Origin of the sequence: Paracoccus sp. TD-10 (genome assembly GCF_048270675.1) — a bacterium.
GTDB classification, from domain to species: Bacteria; Pseudomonadota; Alphaproteobacteria; order Rhodobacterales; family Rhodobacteraceae; genus Paracoccus; species Paracoccus pantotrophus.
On the sequence record NZ_CP182418.1, the window covers coordinates 2,003,551 to 2,024,884 of the forward strand.

Sequence of the window (21,334 nt, forward strand, 5' to 3'; positions counted from 1 at the left end):
ATGGATGATCTGGACCTGCGCCTGCTTGACGGTTTCCAGCGCGACCTGCCGCTGGAGACCCGGCCTTTCGCCGCCATCGCCAACCGCCTCGACACCAGCGAGGCCGAGGTGATCGCCCGCCTGGCCCGCCTGCGCGACGAGGGGCTGATCGCCCGCATCGGCGCCACCTGCCGGCCGAACACCGCCGGCGCCTCGACGCTGGCCGCGCTGCGCGTGCCGGTGCGGCGCATCGACAAGGTCGCGGCGCTGGTCGGGGCCGAGCCCGGCGTCAACCATTCCTATCTGCGCGAGGGCAGCGACTGGAACCTGTGGTTCGTCGCCACCGCTCCCGATGCCGAGGCGCTGGAGGAAAGCCTGGTCCGGATCGAGACGGCAACGGGGCTGGTGCCCCTGTCGCTGCCGCTGGTGCGGGCCTTCAACATCGACCTGGGCTTTCCGCTGATCGGCCCGCGCCGCGCCATGGCGCTGGACCGGCCCGCCGACCTGGACGTCCTGCGCCCGCGCGACAAGGCGCTGATGCAGGCCTTGACCACCGGGCTGGCGTTGGTGCCGCGCCCCTTCGTGGCGCTGGGGCAGGCGCTCGGCCGCAGCGAGGCCGAGGTGATCTCGCGCATCCGGGCGCTTGCGGCGGCGCGCATCCTGACCCGCGTGGGCGTGATCGTGCGGCATCGTGCGCTTGGCTGGTGCGAAAACGCCATGGTGGTCTGGCGCCTGCCCGAACCGGCGGTCGAGGCGGCCGGAACGGCGCTGGCCGCAGTGCCCGGCGTGACGCTGTGCTATCAGCGCCGCACGGTGCCGGGGCTGTGGAACTGGCCGCTGTTCTGCATGATCCACGCCCGCTCGCGCGCCGAGGCGATGGAGGTGCTGGTCCAGGCCCGCGCCCTGCCCGAACTGCAAGGCGTGCCGCATCGTATCCTGTTCTCGACCCGCTGCTTTCGCCAGCGGGGCGCCGTCATCGCCGAGGTTGCCGCATGAGCCGCCAGACCCTGCCGCCCGAGGCGCTGGACGATACCGACCGCGCCATCCTGAACCGCCTGCAAGAGGGGTTTCCCCTGACCCCCCGCCCCTTCGACGATGCCGGCGCGGCGCTTGGCCTGACCGGCGCCCAGCTGATCGAGCGGCTGGAACGCCTGCGCGCGATCGGCGCCATCACCCGCTTCGGCCCGTTCTACGACGCCGCGGCGATGGGCGGGGCCTTCTGCCTTTGCGCGCTTTCCGCGCCGCAGGCGGATTTCGACCGCATCGCCGCGCTGGTCAACGCCCATCCCGAGGTGGCGCATAACTATGCCCGCGATCATGCGCTGAACATGTGGTTCGTGCTGGCCACCGCCACGCCCGAAGGCATCGCCGAGACCGCCGGGCGCATCGAGGCCGAAACCGGGCTGACCGTCTGGCGCTTTCCCAAGCTGCGGGAGTTCTTCATCGGCTTTCGGGTGGCGGCATGACGGTCCTGGACGATACCGACCGCCGGCTGATCGCCGCCACGCAGGCCGGCCTGCCGCTGGACGAGGCGCCCTATGCCCGGATCGCCGCCGAGCTGGGCTTGACCGAGACGCAGGTCATCACCCGGCTGTCGATCCTGCATGCGCAGGGCGTGATCCGCCGCATCGCCATCGCGCCCAACCACTATGCGCTGGGAATGATCGCCAACGGCATGAGCGTCTGGGACGTGGACGACGCGCAGGCCGAGGCCCTGGGCGAAAGGATCGGCGCGCTGGATTTCGTGACGCATTGCTACCTGCGCCCGCGCGCGCCGGTCTGGCGCTACAACCTGTTCGCCATGCTGCACGGCCAGAGCCGCGCCGAGGTCGAGCAAAAGCGCGCCCAGGTCCGCGCGCTGCTGGGCGCCGCCTGCCGGGCCGACGACATCCTCTATTCCACCCGGATCCTGAAAAAGACCGGCCTGCGCCTGAAGGACGGCTAAGAAAGGCAAAGCCATGTTCCGCCTGACCCAATATATGCACCAGCTTCTGGACCCCTCGCCGCCGCGCCGCCGCAGCCGGCCGGATGCGGTCCGCCCGGTGGTGATCTGGAACCTGACCCGCAGCTGCAACCTGAAATGCCGCCATTGCTATACCGTCTCGGCCGACCGGCCCTTTCCGGGCGAGCTTTCGCATGACCAGGCCATGGCGGTGCTGCGCGACCTGTCGGATTTCCGCATCCCGGCGCTGATCCTGTCGGGGGGCGAGCCGATGTCGCGCTTCGACTTCTGGGAACTGGCCGAGGAGGCACGGCGGCTGGACTTCCGCCACCTGTCGCTGTCCACCAACGGCACCAAGATCGACGCCGGCAACGTGGAGCGGCTGGCCGGGCTGGGCTTCGACTATGTCGGCATCTCGCTCGACGGGATCGGGGCGGTGAACGACTGGTTCCGCGGCGTCGAGGGGGCCTTCGACCAGGCGCTGGCCGGGGTGCGGGCCTGCAAGGCGCGGGGCGTCAAGGTGGGCCTGCGCTTCACCATCACCGAGGGCAATGCCCATCACCTGCCCGCCATGCTGGACCTGTGCCGCGACGAGGGCGTGGACAAGTTCTACCTGTCGCATCTGGTCTATGCCGGGCGCGGCGACAAGCACCGGGGCGAGGATACCGAACATGCCCGCACCCGCCGCGCCATGGACCTGCTGATTGCCCGCGCCTGGCAGGCGGTCGAGCGGGGCGAGCCGCTGGAGGTCGTCACCGGCAACAACGACGCCGATGCGGTCTATTTCCTGCGTTGGGCCGAGACGCGCTTTGCGCCCGCCGCCGTCGCGCATCTGCGCGCGCATCTGCAGGCCTGGGGCGGCAATTCCTCGGGCCTCGGCGTCGGCAATATCGACCCGCAGGGCCGCGTCCATCCCGACACCTATTGGTCGGACTATACCTTGGGCTCGGTCAAGGAGCGGCCGTTCTCGGCGATCTGGACCGGGGACGACCCGATCCTGGCCACGCTGCGCACCCGGCCGCGGCCGCTGAAGGGGCGCTGCGGTGCCTGCGCCTATCAGGCGGTCTGCGGCGGCAATACCCGCATCCGGGCGCTGCAACTGACCGGCGACCCCTGGGCCGAGGATCCGGCCTGCTATCTCTCGGGCTCCGAGATCGGCGCCGAGGGCGCCGACCTGGACCGCCTTGCCGTCACGCCTTTCCGGGGAAAAAGCCATGATCCGGCCCATCGCTTTCTTTAGCCTGCTGCTCGCCCTGCCGCTGGCGGTCCATGCCGACCCGGCCGCCGACTATGCCGAGCATTGCGCGTCGTGCCATGGCGAGGACCGGCTGGGCGGCACCGGCCCGGCGCTGATCCCCGAGACCCTGGGCCGGCTGCGCGGCATCGACGCGGTGATCGCCCAGGGCCGGGTCTCGACCCAGATGGAGGGTTTCGCCGACCGGCTGTCGCCCGAGGACATCGCCGCGCTGGTGGGTTACGTCACCACGCCGCTGGAAGACCGCCCCGACTGGGGCACCGACCAGATCGCCGCCAGCCGCGAGATGAATGCCGACTACCAGCCGGCGGAAAAGCCGGTCTTTGCCGCCGATCCGCTGAACATCACCCTGGTGGTCGAGACCGGCGACCATCACGTCAGCGTGCTGGACGGCGACACGTTCGAGGTGCTGGACCGCTTCGCCACCCCCTTCGCCGTGCATGGCGGGCCGAAATTCAGCCCCGACGGGCGCTTCGTCTACATCATGTCGCGCGACGGCTGGGTGCAGAAATACGACATCTGGACGCTGGCCGAGGTCGGCCGCATTCGCGCCGCGCTGAACAGCCGCAACATCGCTATCAGCCCGGACGGCCAGCGCATCGCGGTGGCGAACTACCTGCCGGAAAGCCTGACCATCCTGGATGCCGACCTGAACCCGCTGCGGCTGATCGAGACCGAGGTGGACGGCACCCCCAGCCGGGTCAGCGCCGTCTATCAGGCGCCGCAGCGCGAAAGCTTCGTGCTGGCGCTGAAGGACGCACCCGAGATCTGGGAGGTCGCGACCGCCGACCTGTCCATCCGCCGCATCCCCATCGACGAGCCGCTGGACGATTTCTTCTTCTCGCCCGACTATCGGCAGTTGATCGGGGCCAACCGCGACGGCGACAAGGGCGTGGTGATCGACCTGGACGACGGGCACAAGGTGGCGGAACTGCCCCTGCCCGGCATGCCGCATCTGGGCTCGGGCATCACCTGGGAACGGGACGGCCGCCGCGTCATGGCCACCCCGCATCTGGGCGAGGGCGTGCTTTCGGTCATCGACATGCAGGACTGGAGCCTGGTCAAGCAGATCAAGACCGTTGGTCCCGGCTTCTTCCTGCGTGGCCATGCCGCCAGCCCCTATGTCTGGGCCGACGTGTTCTTCGGCCCGCACAAGGACGAGATGCATGTGATCGACAAGAACACGCTGGAGATCGTCAAGACGCTGGCGCCCTTTCCGGGCCAGACCTTCGCCCATAGCGAGTTCACCCGCGACGGCAGTCACGTGCTGGTCTCGCTGTGGGAGGACGAGGGCGCGGTCGTGGTCTATGATGCCAGGACGCTGGACGAGGTGAAACGGCTGCCGATGCGCAAGCCTTCGGGGAAATACAATGTCTGGAACAAGATCACCTTCGAGGACGGAACCAGCCACTGACGGCTGGCCGGCCTGGAAACTGGCGCTGCTGTTCTATCCCTTCGCGGCGGCGGCGGTCTGGATCAACCTGTTCATGCTGTCGCTGCTGGCCAGCTGGACCGGCCTGCCAGTGCTGCCGCCCATGCAGGCCGCCGGCGCGGCGGTGGTGCTGGGCGTCCCGGCGGCCTGGGCCTCGGGCCACTGGATCCGCAGCCTGATGGACCGCGCCCGGCCGCGCGGCTGACCCCTTTCGCCGACCACGAAGGCCCGTCCACGCCACCGGCGCAAGGGCCACGGACAGGTCGCCCCATGTCATAATCAGAAATTATCATGTAAATTAAAACTTATAAATTACAATAATTCCGAAAGCTGCTAGAACCTGTCTCAAGAGGATATGCAGATTCGCAGGAGACGCATGCTGCGGTTGCATGACAGCCATATTCCGCACCCGGTACCTGCGTCGCCCCGGTGACGCGACCCAGCAAAAGGAGAGCTATCATGGACGGAAACGACATCAAGACCACCGGCAAATGCCCGGTGATGCATGGCGGGAACACCGCGATGGGCAGCTCGGTCACGGCCTGGTGGCCCAATGCGCTGAACCTCGACATCCTGCACCAGCACGACAGCAAGACCAACCCGCTGGGCAAGGACTTCAACTATCGCGAAGAACTGAAAAAGCTGGATGTCGAGGCGCTGAAGGCCGACCTGCGCGCGCTGATGACCGACAGCCAGGACTGGTGGCCGGCCGACTGGGGCAGCTATGTCGGCATGTTCGCCCGCACCGCCTGGCACATGGCCGGTTCCTACCGGACCAGCGACGGCCGTGGCGGCGCCAATACCGGCAACCAGCGATTTGCGCCGCTGAACAGCTGGCCGGACAACGTCAACACCGACAAGGGCCGCCGCCTGCTGTGGCCGATCAAGAAGAAATACGGCAACAAGGTCTCCTGGGCCGACCTGATCGTGCTGGCCGGCACCGTCGCCTATGAGGTCGCGGGCCTCAAGACCTATGGCTTCGCCTTCGGCCGCGAGGATATCTGGCACCCCGAAAAGGACACTTATTGGGGCGAGGAAAAGGAATGGCTGGCCCCCAGCGACAGCCGTTATGACGACGTGACCAAGGCCGAGACGCTGGCCAACCCGCTGGCCGCCGTGCAGATGGGCCTGATCTACGTCAACCCCGAGGGGGTGAACGGCCGGTCGGACCCGCAGGCCACCGCCTACCAGATGCGCGAGACCTTCGCCCGCATGGGCATGAACGATGAGGAAACCGTGGCGCTGACCGCCGGCGGCCACACCATCGGAAAGTGCCACGGCAACGGCAATGTCGCCGACCTCAGCCCCGATCCCGAGGCCGCCGAGCCGGAGTTCCAGGGCCTGGGCTGGATGAACACCAAGGGCCGTGGCATCGGGCGCAACACCATGGTCTCGGGCCTGGAAGGCGCCTGGACGACCAACCCGACGCAATGGGACAACGGCTTCTTCCAGATGCTGTTCAAGCATGAATGGACGCTGACCCACAGCCCGGCGGGCGCCTCGCAATGGCAGCCGATCAGCATTGCCGACGAGGACAAGCCGGTCGATGTCGAGGATCCCTCGATCCGCCACATGCCGATGATGACCGATGCCGACATGGCGCTGAAAGTGGACCCGATCTATCGCGAGATCTCGCTGCGCTTCATGAACGATTTCGAGGCGTTCAGCGACGCCTTCGCCCGCGCCTGGTTCAAGCTGACCCATCGCGACATGGGGCCGAAGGCGCGCTATATCGGCCCCGAGGCCCCGACCGAAGACCTGATCTGGCAGGATCCGGTTCCGGCCGGCAACCGCGACTGGAACATCGCCGGGCTCAAGGCGCGCATCGCCGAAAGCGGGCTGACGGTGGCCGAGATGGTGGCGACCGCCTGGGATTCGGCGCGCACCTTCCGCGGCTCGGACATGCGCGGCGGCGCCAATGGCGCGCGCATCCGCCTGGCCCCGCAAAAGGACTGGGAAGGCAATGAACCCGCCCGGCTGCAAAAGGTGCTTTCGGTGCTGGAGCCGCTGGCAGCCGAGTTCGGCGCCAGCGTCGCCGACACCATCGTCCTGGCCGGCAATGTCGGCGTGGAACTGGCGGCCAAGGCGGCGGGCTATGACGTCGAGGTGCCCTTCTCGCCCGGCCGCGGCGACGCCACGGACGCGATTACCGATGCCGACAGCTTCGCGGTGCTGGAGCCGATCCATGACGGCTATCGCAACTGGCTAAAAAAGGACTATGCCGTCGCCCCCGAGGAACTGATGCTGGACCGCACTCAGCTGATGGGCCTGACCGCACCCGAGATGGTGGTCCTGGTCGGCGGCATGCGGGCGATGGGCACCAACCATGGCGGCAGCAAGCACGGCGTCTTCACCGACCGCGAGGGCGCGCTGACCACGGATTTCTTCGTGAACCTGACCGACATGGCCAATACCTGGGCCAAGGCCGGCGACCATTACGAGATCCGCGACCGCAAGACCGGCGCGGTGAAATGGACGGCGACCCGGCTGGATCTGGTGTTCGGCTCGAACTCGATCCTGCGCTCCTATGCCGAGGTCTATGCCCAGGACGACAATGGCGGCAAGTTCGTCGCGGATTTCGTCGCCGCCTGGGCGAAGGTGATGGAGGCCGACCGTTTCGATCTGCGGTCGTAATCCGTTCCTGCCCCTGGACGGCGCCCGGCGACGCTTGCCCGGGGGATTGGTAGTGGTAACGATTGCAGCCCCAGGAACCATCGGTTCCTGGGGATTTTTCATGCCGCGATCGATGCGGCCCCCACGCCCGCCCGACCCGGTCCACCCGGAGCCGGGGATTATGCGGGCCGGCCGGGCGGCCCTTCACTGTCGGGCCAGACTCTGCGATCTCGGCGCTGCCGGAAAGCTTGCGGGGGGGTATTTGCAGAACGAAGAAGACGCGGGCCGGGCGGCTTCATCGGCCCGCCGCTTGTGCTGGCCATGCATACCGTCGCAGGGCGCGGAGCGCGGCTTGCGCCTAGAGAAAGCTCTGCGGGTCGATGTCCACCGCCAGCCGCAGATTGGTCGGCGGCTTGGGCGCCGCCTGCAACCATTGCGAAATCGCGCCCTGCACCGGCGCCTGCCGCGGCGCCCGGATCAGCATCCGCACCCGGTAGCGCGCGCGGATGCGGGCGATGGGTGCCGGCGCCGGGCCGAACAGCTCGGCGCCGATGGCGCGCAGCGGCTCGGCGCGGCGGGCCAGTTCGCGAGCATAGTCCTCGACCACCGGCTGGTCGGGATGCGACAGGATGATCCCGGCCAGCCGGCCGAAGGGCGGCATCCCCGCCGCCTGCCGCGCCGCCGCCTCGGCATCCCAGAACGCCTCGTCCTCGCCCGACAGGATGGCGCGGATCACCGGATGCTCGGGCTGATGGGTCTGCAGAAGCGCCAGCCCCCGCGCATCGCCACCCTCGCGCCCGGCCCGGCCGGCGACCTGCCGCATCAGCTGGAAGCTGCGCTCGGCCGCGCGCAGGTCGGCGCCCTGCAGGCCCAGGTCGGCGTCGATCACGCCGACCAGCGTCAGGCGCGGGAAGTTGTGGCCCTTGGCGACGATCTGCGTGCCGATGATGATATCGGTGCCGCCGGCGCCGATCTCGGCGATCGCCTCCTTCAGCGCCCGGGCCGAATGGAACAGGTCCGAGGACAGCACCGTCGCCTTCGCCTCGGTGAAACGCTCGGCCACTTCCTCGGCCAGCCGTTCCACCCCCGGCCCGATGGCGGTCATCTTGCCCTCGACGCCGCAGGCGGGACAGGCAGTCGGGATCGGCCTGGTCGCGCCGCATTGGTGGCAGACCAGGCGGTTCTGGAAGCGATGCTCGACCATGCGGGCGTCGCAATGGTCGCAGCCGATCTGCTGGCCGCAGGCGCGGCAGGCGGTGATCGGCGCATAGCCGCGCCGGTTCAAAAACAGCAGCGACTGCTCGCCGCGTTCCTTGCGCAGCGCGATCTCGGCGGCAAGCCGGGGGCTGATCCAGCGGCCCTTCTCCATCTCCTGCTGGCGCAGGTCGATGGTGCCCATCTCGGGCAGGTCTGCCGTGCCATAGCGCGCCCGCAGGTCCAGACGGCGGTATTTGCCGGTGGCCGCGTTCACCCAGCTTTCGACCGAGGGCGTGGCCGAGGCCAGCACCACCTGCGCGGCCTCGATGCTGGCGCGCAGCACCGCCATGTCGCGGGCGCTGTAATAGACCGCATCCTCCTGCTTGTAGCTGGAATCGTGCTCCTCATCGACGACGATCAGGCCCAGATCGGCAAAGGGCAGGAACAGCGCCGAACGCGCGCCCACCACCAGCCCGACATGATGCGTGGCCGCCATGGTCCAGAGCCGGCGCCGCTCGCTGCGGGTGATGCCGGAATGCCATTCGCCCGGCCGGGCGCCGAAGCGCGCCTCGACCCGGTCGAGGAACTCGGCCGAAAGCGCGATCTCGGGCAGCAGCACCAGCGCCTGCCGGCCCTGCCGCAGGCATTCCGCGACCGCCTCGAGGTAAACCTCGGTCTTGCCCGAGCCGGTGACGCCGCGCAGCAGCGTGGTGCCATAGCCGCGGGTCTTCAGCGCCGCGCGCAGGGTCTCGGCGGCCTCGGTCTGGTCCTCGGCCAGCGGCTTGCCCGGCAGGCCGGGATCCAGCTTCGGATAGGGCACGTCGCGCGGCGCCAGCACCTCGGCCAGCGTGCCGGCCTTGACCAGCCCCTGCACCACCGACGCACTGACCCCGGCCAGCTGCGCCAGCTCGCCCGGGGCGAAGCCGGCGCCGCCGTGATCCTCGATCACCCGCAGCACGGCGGCGCGGGCATCGGTCATGCGCGCGGGCTCCGGCCCGGCGCGATGGATGATGCGCCGGGCCGAGGGCGGCTGGTCCAGATCCGGCGCCCGCGTCGCCATGCGCAAAAGCGAGGGCAGCGGCGTCAGCGTGTATTCGCCCATGCGCACCAGGAACTCGATCATCCCCGGCGCCAGCGGCGGCGCGTCGATCAGCCGCGCTACCGGCCGCAGCTTGGCCGCGTCGAAATCGCCGATCCCCGGCCCCCAGACCGCGCCCATCACCCGGCGCGGGCCCAGCGGCACCACGACCAGCTGGCCCAGCCGCACGCCGCCCTCGGGCGCGAGATAGTCGAGGATGCCGACCACCTCCTGCGTCAGCACCGCGATGCGCGCGCCATGGGGATAGAAGAGCGGCGGGGACATCTCAGGCCGGCAGCGCCGCCCAGCCGATCAGCAGCAGCAGCGGCCAGTTTCCGACCAGGAACGGACCGGCGGCCAGGGCCGGCAACAGGGCGACGAGATCGGGCTGAAGGGCTTCCACGACATTCTCTCCGTGCATGAGGCCGGGATAGTGGCACGCCGGCGCCATGCCCCGCAAGCCGCGCAGGCCGGACTTCACGCGCCGGCTGTTATGCGCTAAACCAACGGCAAAACCGCAAGAAGGGCTCCCTCCCATGAAATTCTTTGTCGATACCGCCGACGTCGCCGCGATCCGCGAATTGAACGACCTTGGCATGGTGGACGGCGTCACCACCAACCCGTCGCTGATCCTGAAATCGGGCCGCGACATCCTGGAAGTCACCAAGGAGATCTGCGACATCGTCGAGGGCCCGGTCAGCGCCGAGGTCGTCGCCCTGAAGGCCGAGGACATGATCCGCGAGGGCGAGCACCTGGTGAAGATCGCCCCGAACATCACCGTCAAGGTGCCGCTGACCTGGGACGGGCTGAAAGCCTGCAAGGCGCTGTCCTCGCAGGGCCACAAGGTGAACGTGACGCTGTGCTTCTCGGCCGCGCAGGCGATCCTGGCCGCCAAGGCCGGCGCCACCTTCATCAGCCCCTTCATCGGCCGGCTCGACGACATCAACTTCGACGGCATGGAACTGATCGCCCAGATCCGCGAGATCTATGACAATTACGACTTCCAGACCCAGATCCTGGCCGCCTCGATCCGCTCGGTGAACCACATCACCGACGCCGCCCGCATCGGCGCCGACGTGATCACCGCGCCGCCCGCGGTCATCAAGGCGATGGCGAATCACGTGCTGACCGACAAGGGGCTGGAGCAGTTCACCGCCGACTGGGCCAAGACCGGGCAGAAGATCGTCTGATGACCGAGCAAACCGCGGCCGAACTGACCGAGGACATCCGCGCCCGGCTGCTGGCGCAGCCCGAGCTGATCCTCTCCGACCGCGACCTGATGCGCGCGCTGATCGGCGCGCGCGAGGCCGAGGTGGGCGAGAACGTCATCGACATTCGCGGCCGCGCCATGCAGGCGCTGGAGGCGCGGCTGGACCGGCTCGAGGCGGCGCATGAATCGGTGATCTCGGCCGCCTATGACAACCAGTCGGGGATGAACACCATCCACCGCGCCGTGCTGTCGCTGCTGGAACCGACGGATTTCGAGGAGTTCCTGGAAAACCTCGACATCGCCGTGGCGCCGATCCTGCGGGTGGAAACCCTGCGGCTGGTGATGGAATCGGGCGGCGAGATCCCGGCGCCCGAGGCCAGCGGCCCGCTGGTGATCGCGCCCTCCGGCACGGTGGCCCGGCTGATCTCGGGCGGGCGGCGGATGCCGCGCGGCGACGACATCGTGCTGCGCCGCGTGGCGCGCGAGACCTTGCCCTTCCATGGCGAGGCCCGCGCGCCGATCCGCTCCGAGGCGCTGCTGCCCATCGATCTCGGCCCCGGCCGCTTCCCGGCGCTCTTGCTGATGGGCTCGGCCGATCTGGGGCGCTTCAACCCAGCCCAGGGCACGGATCTTCTGCGCTTCTTCGGCCAGGCATTCCGGCTGGTGCTGATCTCCTGGCTCAGGACATGACCGGCGGGGCCAAGCCCCTGGCGCTGGCCCCGGCCATGGCCGAGAACCTCGCGCGCTGGCTCGACAGCGAGCGCGCGACCCGCGACCGTTCCGACCACACCATCCGCGCCTATCAGGCCGACCTTCTGGCCTTCCTGGCCTTCCTCGGCGGCTATCACGGCACGCCCGCCCTGCCGGCGACGCTGGCCGGGCTGACGCAATCCGACATGCGGGCCTTTGCCGCCGCCGAGCGCGACCGCGGGATTTCGCCCCGCTCGCTGGCGCGCAGGCTTTCGGCGACGCGCAGCTTCATCCGCTGGATGTCGGACCGCCACGGCTTCGACGCCTCCAGGGCGCTGGCCTCGCGCAGCCCGAAATTCACCCGCTCGCTGCCGCGGCCGCTGGCGCCGGACCAGGCGCAGGCGGTGCTGGACATCGCCGCCAGCGCCCATCCCGAGGCCTGGATCGCCGCCCGCGACGCGGCGGTGCTGACGCTGCTCTGGGGCTGCGGGCTGCGCATCTCCGAGGCGCTGGGGCTCGACGGCGCCGACTGGCCGCTGCGCGAGGTGCTGACACTCCGCGGCAAGGGCGGCAAGGAACGCCAGGTGCCGGTCCTGCCCATCGCGCGCAAGGCCATCGCCGATTACCTGCGCCTGTGCCCTTATCCGCTGGAGGCCAAGGCGCCGCTGTTTCGCGGCGCCCGCGGCGGCCGGCTCAGCCCCACGCTGGTCGCGTCCGCGATGCGCCAGGCGCGCCAGGTGCTGGGCCTGCCGCCGACGGCAACGCCGCATGCGCTGCGCCACTCCTTCGCCACGCATCTGCTGGCGGCGGGGGGCGACCTGCGCACGATCCAGGAGCTGCTGGGCCATGCCAGCCTGTCCACGACCCAGGTCTATACCGGCGTGGACGACGCCCACCTGATGGCGGTCTATCGCGCCGCCCATCCCCGCGCCTGAGCGGTTTCGCCCTTTCCCAAATACCCAACCGGCCGGGCGACCGGCAGAGGCCGCGCCCGGCCTTTCGCCAGAACTTCTTCGTTCCGCAAATACCCATGCGACCCCGCCGCCCGCGCCGGCTTTACATTTCCCGCGCGGCATCCCAAAGGGGCGGCATGTTCGAACTCTCCCTCGATCTCGTGCTGCTCCTGGCCGGCGCCGCATTCGCCGCCGGCTTCGTCGATGCCATCGCCGGCGGGGGCGGGCTGATCACCGTCCCCGCCCTGATGCTGGCCGGCCTGCCGCCGGCACAGGCGCTGGCCACGAACAAGGTCCAGGGCGTCTTCGGCGCAGGGACGGCGGCGATCTCCTATGCCCGCAGCGGGCTCGTGGACCTGCGCGGGCAGAGCGGCGCGGCGGCGGTCGCCTTCGCGGCCGGGCTTTGCGGCGCGCTGCTGGTCAGCTGGATCCCGGCGCAGGCGCTGCGCTACGGCCTGCCGCTGCTGCTGATCGGCATCGCCGCCTTCTTCGCGTTGAAGCCGGGGCTGAACGATACCGACCGCATGCGCCGCATCGCCCCGGCCGCCTTCACCGCCTCGGTCGTGCCCATCGTCGCCTTCTATGACGGGCTGGTCGGGCCGGGCACGGGATCCTTTTTCATGCTGGGCTTCGTCATGCTGGCCGGCTACGGCATCCTCAAGGCGACGGCGTATACGAAACTGCTGAACTTCGCTTCGAACCTGGGCGGGCTGGTCGCCTTTGCGGCGGTAGGCAAGCCGCTCTGGCTGGTCGGCACCGTCATGGCGCTGGCGCAGATTGCCGGCGCCCTGCTCGGCGCGAGGCTGGCGATACGGATCGGTGCGCGGGTCATCAAGCCCTTGCTGGTCGCAACCTCGACCGCGCTGGCGCTGCGGCTGATCTGGCAGATTCTCTGAAGGTTGGGGGCTTTGCGCCCCCACGCCCGCCGGGCAAGCCCGACGGGCTTCCCCCGCAGGATATTTGCCCAAGGAAGAAGCGGCCGGGGCCTGGGGTTCTTTCTTGTCCAAATATCCTGGGGGAGCGCGGAACGCGCGGGGGCAAAGCCCCCGATCTGATCGGGAAGGCTGCGCGCCCGGATCAGCTCGGGAACCCCTCGGCCCGGCGCAATTCGCCCGTCGCCAGGCCGCGCCAGTTGCGCATGGGCCCGGTCAGGTATTTCTGCACCACCGGATGGGCTTCCTCCAGCAGGCCCAGATGCACCATCAGCGCGGTAATCGCGGCCTCGGCGCCGCGGGTGCCGCCATCCGCGATCTTCAGCGCGATGCCCAGCCCGCGTTCGGGGACGATGCCGACGAAAACCGCCTCGGCCCCGGTCTTGACCGCGGCGCGGCCCTGCATGGCCCGCATCAACTCGGTGCAGGCCCGGCCTTCGCCGGCGACCAGCTCCGGATGGGCCAGCATCGCCTCGACCAGGCGCCGCTGCGCCCAGCCCCGCGCGCCGGCGCCCGGCCGGGCGAAACCGGCCATGGCATGGGCCAGCCCCTCGACCGTGCAGGCGAAATTCGGTGCTGAGCAGCCGTCGATGCCCCAGCCGGTCGCGGTCTCGCCCGTCACCTCCTCGAAGGCGCGGCGCACGGCGCGCTGCACGGGATGGTCGATCTCGACATATTCCGGGCCGGCATTCATGTGCCGTTTCAGCGTCAGGAAACCGGCATGCTTGCCCGAGCAGTTGTTGTGGACCTGGCAGGGGCTTTCGTCCGAGCAGATCAGCCGCTTGCGCTCGGCCGGATCGCCTGGCAGATGCGCGCCGCAGCGCAGGTCGCCGTCGTCGAGCCCCAGGCCGGACAGCCAGGCCGCGACCCGCTCGGTATGAATGCGCCCGCCGCTATGGCTGGCGCAGGCCAGGGCCAGATGCTCGCTTCCCAGCCCCGCCGCATCGGCCGCCCCGCTTTCGACCAGCGGCAGCGCCTGGATCATCTTGCAGGACGAGCGCGGATAGATCACCGCACCCGGATTGCCCCAGGCTTCGACGATGCCATTCGCGTCCGATATCACCACATGGCCCAGATGGGTGCTTTCGCGCATGCCGCCCCGCCACAATTCGATGAGTCTGGCTGCGGTCATGGTTGCTTTTCCTCTGACAATCGCGCGATTTTCCGCGAACGGGGGTTTTTCACGGCTTCCTTTTCGCATTATCTTGCCGCCAGATGGTTGAAAACACCACCGTCATCGGCAACAAGCCGGAACAAACCGGACCATGGCAGGAGGCCAGAGCATGTTGAAATTCGCGCCGCGCGCCGCAGCGGCAGCCGCCGCAATTGCGATCGCCGCGTCTTCGCCGGTCCTGGCCCAGGACTCGACGAATGTGATCGGGACCGAGGGCGACTGGACCGTCTTCTCGGCGACCAGCCCCAAGGAATGCTGGGCAGTGTCGGCCCCGAAATCCACCCAGAACCTGGACACGAACGGCAAGCCCAAGGAAGTGACGCGTGGCGACATCCGGCTTTACGTCGCCTATCGGCCCGGCCAGTCGGGCGAGGTCTCGTTCTCGGGCGGCTATCCCTTCGCCCCCGATTCGGCGGTCGAGGTGAATGTCGGCGGCAATGTCTTCAAGCTGTTCACCGAGGGCGAAAGCGCCTGGACCGGCTCTCCGGCCGATGATGCCAAGCTGGTCTCGGCGCTGCGGGCGGGCTCGACTGCGGTGGTGACCGGGCGCTCGGCGCGGGGCACCGTGACCAAGGACACCTTCAGCCTGTCGGGCATCACCGCCGCGACGAACAAGGCCCAGGCCGCCTGCAAATAATCCGCAACTGCCGGAACCGCAGCGGACAGGGGCGCGAGCCCCTGTTTTCTTTTGGGCCGCCTTGTTCTATATAGGCCCATTGCCCCCTTGCCGCCCGGACAAGCCAGCCATGAACGCCCCGTCGCCCGTCACGCCCTCTGCCCCGATCACCCAGGATCTGCTGACCATCCCGCGCAAGCTGCCCGAGACGGCGCGCCGCAACCTGGTCGGCCTGACCCGCGAGCAGCTGCACGAGGCGCTGGTCGAGGCCGGCACGCCGGAACGGCAGGCCAGGATGCGCGTCGGCCAGATCTGGCAATGGATCTATCACTGGGGCGTGCGTGATTTCGCGCAGATGACCAACCTGGCCAAGGATTACCGCGCGCTCCTGGCCGAGAAGTTCGAGATCGCCCTGCCCGAGATCGTCACGCGCCAGATCAGCGCCGACGGCACCCGCAAGTACCTGCTGCGCATCAATGGCGGCCATGAGGTTGAGACCGTCTATATCCCCGAGGAAAACCGCGGCACGCTTTGCATCTCTAGCCAGGTGGGCTGCACGCTGACCTGTTCCTTCTGCCACACCGGCACGCAGAAGCTGGTGCGCAACCTGACCGCGGGCGAGATCGTCGGCCAGGTGCTGGTGGCCCGCGACGACCTGGACGAATGGCCGAAGCCCGGCGCGCCCAAGGACGAGACGCGGCTGGTCTCGAACGTGGTGCTGATGGGCATGGGCGAGCCGCTCTACAATTTCGACAATGTCCGCGACGCGATGAAGGTGGTGATGGATGGCGAAGGCATCAGCCTGTCGCGCCGCCGCGTCACGCTGTCGACCAGCGGCATCGTCCCGGAAATCGCCAGGACCGCCGAGGAGATCGGCTGCCTGCTGGCGGTCAGCTTCCATGCCACCACCGACGAGACCCGCGACAGGCTGGTGCCGGTGAACAAGAAGTGGAACATCGAAACGCTGCTGAATGCGCTGCGCGACTATCCGCGGCTGTCGAACTCGGAACGCATCACCTTCGAATACGTGATGCTGGACGGGGTGAACGACAGCGACGAGGATGCGCGCCGGCTGGTCCGGCTGATCCGCGGCATCCCGGCCAAGGTGAACCTGATCCCCTTCAACGAATGGCCCGGCTCGCCCTATCGCCGTTCCAGCTGGGAGCGGATCGAGGCCTTCGCCGACATCGTCCACAAGGCCGGCTATGCCTCGCCCATCCGCACGCCCAGGGGCGAGGACATCATGGCCGCCTGCGGCCAGCTGAAATCCGCGACCGAGCGCGGCCGCAAATCCGCCGCCCAGATCGCGGCCGAGGCCCGCGCCTAACGGCATCATGCCTTGCGCCTGCGGCCCGGCCGCATGGGTATTTGAAGAACGAAGAAGTCCTGGCCCGACTCCGGGCTTCTTCGTTCCATAAATACCCCTGCAACAGTACCGAAGGGGCGGGGCGCTTCACGAATCCGGCAAGATCCGCGGCGACCTTGCCCCGCGCGCCCCGCAGTCGTAGAAGCGTCGCGACCCGCGAAAGAGGTGCCGCATGACCCGTCCGAAACCCGTCGTCCTTTGCATCCTCGATGGCTGGGGCATTTCCTCGCGACCCGAGCAGAGCGCACCCGACCAGGCCAGGACGCCGCATTTCGACCGGCTGATGCGCGGCTGTCCGCATGGGACGCTGGTGACCTTCGGCCCCGATGTCGGCCTGCCCAGGGGACAGATGGGCAATTCCGAGGTCGGGCACACCAATATCGGCGCCGGCCGCGTCGTGGCCATGGACCTGGGCCAGATCGACCTGGCGATCGAGGACGGCAGCTTCTACGAGAATGCCGCGCTGGGTGAGTTCATCCGCAAGCTCAAGGCCAGCGGCGGCACCGCGCATCTGATGGGCGTGGTTTCGGACGGCGGCGTGCATGGCCATGTCCAGCATGTCATCGCCGCCGCCCGCGCCGTGGCCGACAAGGGCGTGCCGGTGGTGGTCCATGCCATCACCGATGGCCGCGACGTGCCGCCGGCATCGGCCGCGGGCTTCGTCACCGAGCTTCAGCGCGCCCTGCCCGAGGCCGCCCGCATCGGCACCGTCATCGGCCGTTATTACGCCATGGACCGCGACAACCGCTGGGAACGCGTCGCCCGGGCCTATGCCGCCATGGTCCGCGCCGAGGGATTGCCCGCCCCCGATGCCGCGCAGGCCGTGGCCGAGGCCTATGCCCGCGACGAAACCGACGAGTTCATCCAGCCCACGGTGATCGACGGCTATGCGGGCGCCGGGGACGGCGACGGCTTCTTCTGCCTCAATTTCCGCGCCGACCGGGCGCGCGAGATCCTGGCCGCCATCGGCCAGCCGGACTTCGCCGCCTTCGACACCGGCCGGCGGCCGCAATGGGCGGCGCTGCTGGGCATGGTCGACTATTCGGCCAGCCATGACGAATACATGCAGGCCGCCTATCCCAAGCGGCAGGTGGTGAACACGCTGGGCGCCTGGGTCGCGGCCAAGGGCCTGCGCCAGTTCCGCCTGGCCGAGACCGAGAAATATCCGCATGTCACCTTCTTCCTGAACGGCGGCAAGGAAACCCCCGAGCCGGGCGAGGACCGCTTCATGCCGGCCAGCCCCAAGGTCGCGACCTATGACCTGGCGCCCGAAATGGCCGCGCCCGAGGTCAGCGCCAAGCTCGTCGAGGCCATCGAGGCAGGCTACGATCTGATCGTGGTGAACTATGCCAATCCCGACATGGTCGGGCATACCGGCAGCCTGCCCGCCGCCATCCGCGCCTGCGAAGCGGTGGACAAGGGGCTGGGCATGATGCTGGCAGCCCTGGAAAAATCCGGCGGTGCCGCGGTGGTCATTGCCGATCACGGCAATTGCGAGACCACCATCGACCCCGAGACCGGCGGGCCGCATACCGCCCATACCACCAACCCGGTGCCGGTGATCGTCTTCGGCGGGCCCGAGGGCGCGACGCTGCGCAACGGCCGGCTGGCCGACGTGGCGCCGACGGTGCTGGACCTGATGGGCCTGGACCTGCCGCCCGAGATGACCGGCACCTCGCTGATCGAGCGGGCATGAAACCCAGGCTGCTGCTGCCCATTCTGCTGGCCTTCGGGCTCGGCTCGATAGCCCCGGCCCAGCCGGCGACGCCCGCGCAGGGCGATTCGCAACTGGACCTGGCCGCGCAGGAGGCGGCCGAGGCGGCCGACCTGCTGCGCGCCGCCGTGGGCCAGCTGGACGAGGCGCTGACCGAGGACGATCAGGTCGCCTCGCTGACCCGGATGATCCGCGCCTATGAGCAGGGCATGGCCGCGCTGCGCGAGGGTTTGCGCCGTGCCGGCATCCGCGAGCAGGAGATCCGCGCCGAGTTCGACGCCCGGCGCGAGCGGCTGGGCCGGGCGCTGGGGGTGATGACCTCGATGCAGAAATCGCCCGAGACCGTGCTGCTTCTGCATCCCTCGGGGCCGCAATCCTCGGCCCGCGCCGGGATGATCCTGTCCTCGGTCGCGCCGGGGCTGGAAGCCGAGGCCCGCGAGATGCAGCAGAAGCTGGAGGAGATCCGCGCCGTGCGCACGATCCAGCTGAACGCCGCGAACACGCTGGCGCAGGGGCTCGGGCAGGTGCAGGAGGCGCGGCGGCTGCTGGCCTCGGCGGTGACGGACCGCTCCAGCCTGCCGGTGCGCTTCGGCGAGGATCCCAGGGAACTGACCGCGCTGGTGGAATCGGCCGATACGCTGGACGCGCTTGCATCGGGCATCGCCGGGATGGAGCAGGACGTGGGCGCCCCCATGGCCGATTTCGAGGGCGCGCAGGGCAGCCTGCCCTTGCCGGTCCTGGGCCGGGTGCTGCACCGCTATGACGAGCCCGACGCCGCGGGGGTGCGCCGGCCCGGCATGGTCATCGCCACCGCACCCGCCGCGCTGGTCACGCTGCCCTGGCCTGCGACGATCCGCTATCGCGGTCCGCTGCTTGATTACGGCAATGTGATGATCGTTGAGCCCGCGCGCGGGTATCTGATGATATTCGCCGGTCTGGCGCAGGTCTTCGGCGAGACGGGCGACGTGCTGGCGGCGGGCGAGCCGGTGGGGCTGATGGGCGGGCAGGAACCGCCCGCGCAGGAGTTCGGCGCCGAATTCGTCGCCAATGCCGCCGCCGGAGGCGGTGCTGGACAGACCGAGACACTGTATGTTGAACTTCGCAAGGGCAAGGAAACACTAGACCCGGCAGAGTGGTTCGTGATGAATCCCATTGTCGGAGAGGCCGCGGACGGGACAGGCCGCAACGCAACCGGGCAGGACGGAACTGAATGAAACATTATCTTCTGGCAGGGGCGATCGGCACGCTTGCGGGCATCACCGTCGCCACCCAATTCGCCGGCCCGCTGGTCGCGCAGGAATCGGGCAGGAACGCCTCGGTCTATGAGCAGCTGGACCTGTTCGGCAACGTGTTCGAGCGGGTGCGCGCCGACTATGTCGAGCAGGTGGACGACAAGAAGCTGATCGAGGCGGCGATCAACGGCATGCTGACCTCGCTCGACCCGCACAGCTCGTTCCTGTCGGCCAAGGATTACGACGACATGCAGACCCAGACCCGCGGCAGCTTCGGCGGGCTGGGGATCGAGGTCGGGCAGGAGGACGGGCTGGTCAAGGTGATCTCGCCCATCGACGACACGCCGGCGGCCGAGGCCGGGGTCAGGGCCGGCGACTACATCACCCATGTGAACGGCGAATCGCTGATGGGCATGAACCTGGACGAAGCGGTCGAGAAGATGCGCGGCCCCGTCGGGTCCGAGATCAAGATCACCATCCTGCGCGAGGGCGAGAAGGAGCCCTTCGACCTGACCATCACCCGCGACACGATCAAGCTGACCGTGGTCAAGACCCGCATCGAGGGCCATGCCGTGGTGCTGCGCGTCACCACCTTCAACGACGAGACCTTCTCGACCCTGAAGACCGAGATGGACAAGGCGATCAAGGAAGCGGGCGGCATCGACAAGGTGACGGGTTTCGTTCTGGACCTGCGCAACAATCCGGGCGGGCTGCTGAACCAGGCCATCGAGGTCTCGGACGCCTTCCTCGACAAGGGCGAGATCGTCTCGACCCGCGGCCGCAAGCCCGAGGAAAGCGAGCGCTGGAACGCCAAGCCCGGCGACCTGGCGCAGGGCAAGCCCATGGTGACGCTGATCAACGGCGGCTCCGCCTCGGCCTCGGAGATCGTCACCGGCGCGCTGCAGGACCATCGCCGCGCCATCGTCGTGGGCACCAAAAGCTTCGGCAAGGGCTCGGTGCAGACGGTGATGCCAGTGACCTCGGACAGCGCCATCCGGCTGACCACGGCGCGCTATTACACACCCTCGGGCCGGTCGATCCAGTCGCTGGGCATCCAGCCCGACATCATCGTCGAACAGCCCGCGCCGAAACCGCAGGAGGAGGACGAGGCCGGCAAGCCGCGGACCGAATCGAAATTCCTGAACTCGGAAGCGGATCTGCGCGGGGCGCTGAACAACGATTCGATCAGCGACGAGGAACGCAAGCAGATCGAGGAAGAGGCCAAGCAGGTCGAGGCCACCGCCAAGCTGCGCGAGGAGGATTACCAGCTGGCCTATGCCGTGGATATCCTCAAGGGCCTGGCGGCGGTGGACTATCACGCCCAGGCCGTGCCCGATGCCGCAAAGCCCGCCGTCACCGGCGAGGATGCGGCCCAGGGGGCGCAGGCGGAATGAGCGCGGACCTGCTTGGTCCCTCGGGCCTGCCCTATCGGCCCTGTGCGGGCGTGGTGCTGATCAACCCGGCGGGGCTGGTCTTTGCCGGGCAGCGCATCGACAATCCCGGCCCGGCCTGGCAGATGCCGCAGGGCGGCATCGACCGGGGCGAGACCCCGCGCCAGGCGGCGCTGCGCGAGTTGGTCGAGGAAACCGGGGTGACCACCGACCTGGTCGATGTGCTGGCGGAAACGCCCGGCTGGGTGACTTATGACCTGCCGCCGGAACTGCTGGGCAAGGTCTGGAAGGGCAAATACGGCGGCCAGAAGCAGAAATGGTTCGCCATGCGCTTCCTGGGCGATGATTCGGCGGTACGGATCGCCACCGACCATCCCGAGTTCGACCGCTGGCAATGGATGCGGGCGGCGGATGTGGTGGACAGCATCGTGCCCTTCAAGCGCCAGGTCTATGCCCAAGTGCTGGGCGAGTTTCGCGACATCCTGGCCTGAATGGGCCCGCACCGCGCCTCATGGCACGGGCGGGATGGGTATTGGGGAAACGGTGAAATGCGCGCGGGC

19 protein-coding genes are annotated in these 21,334 nt (G+C 68.8%); 17 read left to right on the forward strand and 2 right to left on the reverse strand.

Annotated elements, in window-relative coordinates; translation table 11 throughout:
* The 7 genes from ACNKFW_RS09935 to katG all read left to right on the forward strand — a co-directional run bounded on the left by ACNKFW_RS09935 (window position 1) and on the right by katG (window position 7,242).
* Window positions 1-975 (forward strand): AsnC family transcriptional regulator, encoded by a 975-nt coding sequence (locus tag ACNKFW_RS09935; RefSeq protein WP_418024221.1) that lies wholly within the window; start codon window positions 1-3, stop codon window positions 973-975.
* Window positions 972-1,445 carry an Lrp/AsnC family transcriptional regulator gene (locus tag ACNKFW_RS09940; RefSeq protein ID WP_024843014.1) on the forward strand — a complete coding sequence of 158 codons (474 nt, stop codon included), beginning with the start codon at window positions 972-974 and terminating at the stop codon, window positions 1,443-1,445. The genes ACNKFW_RS09935 and ACNKFW_RS09940 overlap by 4 nt, the downstream gene beginning before the upstream one ends.
* Window positions 1,442-1,924, forward strand: a complete 483-nt coding sequence (locus ACNKFW_RS09945) for an AsnC family transcriptional regulator (protein ID WP_024843015.1) — start codon at window positions 1,442-1,444, stop codon at window positions 1,922-1,924. The genes ACNKFW_RS09940 and ACNKFW_RS09945 overlap by 4 nt, the downstream gene beginning before the upstream one ends.
* 13 nt (window positions 1,925-1,937) lie before the next feature.
* On the forward strand, window positions 1,938-3,161 hold the full coding sequence (gene nirJ, locus ACNKFW_RS09950; RefSeq protein WP_418024223.1) for a heme d1 biosynthesis radical SAM protein NirJ: 1,224 nt from the start codon (window positions 1,938-1,940) through the stop codon (window positions 3,159-3,161).
* Window positions 3,136-4,590, forward strand: a complete 1,455-nt coding sequence (locus ACNKFW_RS09955) for a cytochrome D1 domain-containing protein (protein WP_418024225.1) — start codon at window positions 3,136-3,138, stop codon at window positions 4,588-4,590. The genes nirJ and ACNKFW_RS09955 overlap by 26 nt, the downstream gene beginning before the upstream one ends.
* Window positions 4,547-4,813: a hypothetical protein gene (locus ACNKFW_RS09960; protein ID WP_418024227.1), complete on the forward strand. Its 267-nt coding sequence runs from the start codon at window positions 4,547-4,549 to the stop codon at window positions 4,811-4,813. Before ACNKFW_RS09955 ends, ACNKFW_RS09960 begins: the two co-directional genes overlap by 44 nt.
* Before the next feature lie 254 nt (window positions 4,814-5,067).
* Entirely contained in the window at window positions 5,068-7,242 is a 2,175-nt protein-coding gene (katG, locus tag ACNKFW_RS09965; protein ID WP_418024229.1) for a catalase/peroxidase HPI, read from the forward strand.
* A gap of 337 nt (window positions 7,243-7,579) precedes the next feature.
* Here katG and ACNKFW_RS09970 read toward each other — a convergent pair whose 3' ends face one another.
* Entirely contained in the window at window positions 7,580-9,781 is a 2,202-nt protein-coding gene (locus ACNKFW_RS09970; RefSeq protein WP_418024231.1) for a primosomal protein N', read from the reverse strand.
* A gap of 251 nt (window positions 9,782-10,032) precedes the next feature.
* On the opposite strand from ACNKFW_RS09970, the gene fsa reads away from it, so the two are divergent.
* The 4 genes from fsa (at window position 10,033) to ACNKFW_RS09990 (ending at window position 13,245) form a co-directional block, all read left to right on the forward strand.
* A complete protein-coding gene (gene fsa / locus ACNKFW_RS09975) occupies window positions 10,033-10,686 on the forward strand; it encodes a fructose-6-phosphate aldolase (protein ID WP_024843021.1) in 654 nt (217 codons plus the stop codon).
* Window positions 10,686-11,396 (forward strand): DUF484 family protein, encoded by a 711-nt coding sequence (locus tag ACNKFW_RS09980; protein WP_418024233.1) that lies wholly within the window; start codon window positions 10,686-10,688, stop codon window positions 11,394-11,396. The genes fsa and ACNKFW_RS09980 overlap by 1 nt, the downstream gene beginning before the upstream one ends.
* Window positions 11,393-12,331: a tyrosine recombinase XerC gene (locus ACNKFW_RS09985; protein WP_418024235.1), complete on the forward strand. Its 939-nt coding sequence runs from the start codon at window positions 11,393-11,395 to the stop codon at window positions 12,329-12,331. The genes ACNKFW_RS09980 and ACNKFW_RS09985 overlap by 4 nt, the downstream gene beginning before the upstream one ends.
* Before the next feature lie 155 nt (window positions 12,332-12,486).
* Complete coding sequence (locus ACNKFW_RS09990) at window positions 12,487-13,245, forward strand: TSUP family transporter (protein WP_418024237.1); 759 nt, start codon at window positions 12,487-12,489, stop codon at window positions 13,243-13,245.
* A 181-nt stretch (window positions 13,246-13,426) separates the two neighbouring features.
* On the opposite strand, the gene ACNKFW_RS09995 is transcribed toward ACNKFW_RS09990, so the two are convergent.
* Window positions 13,427-14,413, reverse strand: coding sequence for an asparaginase (locus ACNKFW_RS09995; protein ID WP_024843025.1), 987 nt, complete (start codon window positions 14,411-14,413; stop codon window positions 13,427-13,429).
* 151 nt (window positions 14,414-14,564) lie between these two features.
* Here ACNKFW_RS09995 and ACNKFW_RS10000 point away from each other — a divergent pair, with 151 nt between their 5' ends.
* The 6 genes from ACNKFW_RS10000 (at window position 14,565) to ACNKFW_RS10025 (ending at window position 21,265) form a co-directional block, all read left to right on the forward strand.
* Window positions 14,565-15,092, forward strand: a complete 528-nt coding sequence (locus ACNKFW_RS10000) for an invasion associated locus B family protein (protein ID WP_024843026.1) — start codon at window positions 14,565-14,567, stop codon at window positions 15,090-15,092.
* A gap of 109 nt (window positions 15,093-15,201) precedes the next feature.
* Window positions 15,202-16,398 (forward strand): 23S rRNA (adenine(2503)-C(2))-methyltransferase RlmN, encoded by a 1,197-nt coding sequence (gene rlmN / locus ACNKFW_RS10005; RefSeq protein WP_024843027.1) that lies wholly within the window; start codon window positions 15,202-15,204, stop codon window positions 16,396-16,398.
* Window positions 16,399-16,609: 211 nt separating this feature from the next.
* Window positions 16,610-18,133 (forward strand): 2,3-bisphosphoglycerate-independent phosphoglycerate mutase, encoded by a 1,524-nt coding sequence (gene gpmI, locus ACNKFW_RS10010; protein WP_024843028.1) that lies wholly within the window; start codon window positions 16,610-16,612, stop codon window positions 18,131-18,133.
* On the forward strand, window positions 18,130-19,365 hold the full coding sequence (locus ACNKFW_RS10015; RefSeq protein WP_028709893.1) for a murein hydrolase activator EnvC family protein: 1,236 nt from the start codon (window positions 18,130-18,132) through the stop codon (window positions 19,363-19,365). The genes gpmI and ACNKFW_RS10015 overlap by 4 nt, the downstream gene beginning before the upstream one ends.
* A complete protein-coding gene (locus ACNKFW_RS10020; protein WP_024843030.1) occupies window positions 19,362-20,777 on the forward strand; it encodes a S41 family peptidase in 1,416 nt (471 codons plus the stop codon). Before ACNKFW_RS10015 ends, ACNKFW_RS10020 begins: the two co-directional genes overlap by 4 nt.
* Entirely contained in the window at window positions 20,774-21,265 is a 492-nt protein-coding gene (locus ACNKFW_RS10025) for an RNA pyrophosphohydrolase (protein WP_024843031.1), read from the forward strand. The genes ACNKFW_RS10020 and ACNKFW_RS10025 overlap by 4 nt, the downstream gene beginning before the upstream one ends.
* Window positions 21,266-21,334: the final 69 nt, after the last annotated feature.

What these genes read in the sequence shown, in the direction of transcription:
- ACNKFW_RS09935 (WP_418024221.1), top strand. Translation starts at nt 1, where the DNA reads ATGGATGATCTGGACCTGCGCCTGCTTGACGGTTTCCAGCGCGACCTG.
- ACNKFW_RS09940 (WP_024843014.1), top strand. Translation starts at nt 972, where the DNA reads ATGAGCCGCCAGACCCTGCCGCCCGAGGCGCTGGACGATACCGACCGC.
- ACNKFW_RS09945 (WP_024843015.1), top strand. Translation starts at nt 1,442, where the DNA reads ATGACGGTCCTGGACGATACCGACCGCCGGCTGATCGCCGCCACGCAG.
- nirJ (WP_418024223.1), top strand. Translation starts at nt 1,938, where the DNA reads ATGTTCCGCCTGACCCAATATATGCACCAGCTTCTGGACCCCTCGCCG.
- ACNKFW_RS09955 (WP_418024225.1), top strand. Translation starts at nt 3,136, where the DNA reads ATGATCCGGCCCATCGCTTTCTTTAGCCTGCTGCTCGCCCTGCCGCTG.
- ACNKFW_RS09960 (WP_418024227.1), top strand. Translation starts at nt 4,547, where the DNA reads ATGTCTGGAACAAGATCACCTTCGAGGACGGAACCAGCCACTGACGGC.
- katG (WP_418024229.1), top strand. Translation starts at nt 5,068, where the DNA reads ATGGACGGAAACGACATCAAGACCACCGGCAAATGCCCGGTGATGCAT.
- ACNKFW_RS09970 (WP_418024231.1), bottom strand. Translation starts at nt 9,781, where the DNA reads ATGTCCCCGCCGCTCTTCTATCCCCATGGCGCGCGCATCGCGGTGCTG.
- fsa (WP_024843021.1), top strand. Translation starts at nt 10,033, where the DNA reads ATGAAATTCTTTGTCGATACCGCCGACGTCGCCGCGATCCGCGAATTG.
- ACNKFW_RS09980 (WP_418024233.1), top strand. Translation starts at nt 10,686, where the DNA reads ATGACCGAGCAAACCGCGGCCGAACTGACCGAGGACATCCGCGCCCGG.
- ACNKFW_RS09985 (WP_418024235.1), top strand. Translation starts at nt 11,393, where the DNA reads ATGACCGGCGGGGCCAAGCCCCTGGCGCTGGCCCCGGCCATGGCCGAG.
- ACNKFW_RS09990 (WP_418024237.1), top strand. Translation starts at nt 12,487, where the DNA reads ATGTTCGAACTCTCCCTCGATCTCGTGCTGCTCCTGGCCGGCGCCGCA.
- ACNKFW_RS09995 (WP_024843025.1), bottom strand. Translation starts at nt 14,413, where the DNA reads ATGACCGCAGCCAGACTCATCGAATTGTGGCGGGGCGGCATGCGCGAA.
- ACNKFW_RS10000 (WP_024843026.1), top strand. Translation starts at nt 14,565, where the DNA reads ATGTTGAAATTCGCGCCGCGCGCCGCAGCGGCAGCCGCCGCAATTGCG.
- rlmN (WP_024843027.1), top strand. Translation starts at nt 15,202, where the DNA reads ATGAACGCCCCGTCGCCCGTCACGCCCTCTGCCCCGATCACCCAGGAT.
- gpmI (WP_024843028.1), top strand. Translation starts at nt 16,610, where the DNA reads ATGACCCGTCCGAAACCCGTCGTCCTTTGCATCCTCGATGGCTGGGGC.
- ACNKFW_RS10015 (WP_028709893.1), top strand. Translation starts at nt 18,130, where the DNA reads ATGAAACCCAGGCTGCTGCTGCCCATTCTGCTGGCCTTCGGGCTCGGC.
- ACNKFW_RS10020 (WP_024843030.1), top strand. Translation starts at nt 19,362, where the DNA reads ATGAAACATTATCTTCTGGCAGGGGCGATCGGCACGCTTGCGGGCATC.
- ACNKFW_RS10025 (WP_024843031.1), top strand. Translation starts at nt 20,774, where the DNA reads ATGAGCGCGGACCTGCTTGGTCCCTCGGGCCTGCCCTATCGGCCCTGT.